Origin of the sequence: Marinicella rhabdoformis (assembly GCF_009671245.1) — a bacterium.
Lineage (GTDB): Bacteria > Pseudomonadota > Gammaproteobacteria > Xanthomonadales > Marinicellaceae > Marinicella > Marinicella rhabdoformis.
Window position 1 is genome coordinate 1 of record NZ_VTFS01000012.1, and the last position, 518, is coordinate 518.

Here is a 518-nt window from a genome sequence, read left to right on the forward strand (position 1 = left end):
TTTAATAAATTGTTAAGTTTCATTGGAAAGTATGAGCGTACTTGAGAGAATCAAAAAAATAGATTGGGAAGAGTACTCAGGCTCTCCGTGGTATAAGCCTGAGGATGTTAGTCCAGCATTAATGAAGCTTGCTACTCTTTCCGATACTGGGGAAGCTAACTGTGTAGGTCACATGGTCTTATCAACAATTGGAAATGATCATGCTGGAACTTACTACCCTGCGATTCAGGCTGCATTAGATATAATAATTGCTATTGCAGAGCAGGCAGATAACCAGATATCTAAAATGTGTGCGCTTGGAATCTTAGATGATTTAATCAGTTTTGAGCCAGACATTGAGGGCTATTCAAAAATCAGCGCTGAGCAATTAGATAGCTGGGTGTACAAAAAACTGCGGAAGTATGAGCAGTAAAAAACTTAACAAGCGCCTGCAATCTGACCTCCGGCCAATGGCGCCTTTTGTGCAAAAAACCGCACAAAAGGCGCCATTGGCCTCCGGCAGTTGAGGCGGGCGTTAG

Annotated in this window: 1 protein-coding gene; it reads left to right on the forward strand. The window is 42.7% G+C overall.

The genetic code is table 11. The features are described from left to right. Positions 1 to 31: 31 nt before the first annotated feature. The gene (locus FET73_RS15025; protein WP_154224791.1) at positions 32 to 412 is read left to right on the forward strand and encodes a hypothetical protein; all 381 of its coding nucleotides are present in this window, start codon (positions 32 to 34) and stop codon (positions 410 to 412) included. The last annotated feature ends 106 nt before the right edge of the window (positions 413 to 518 follow it).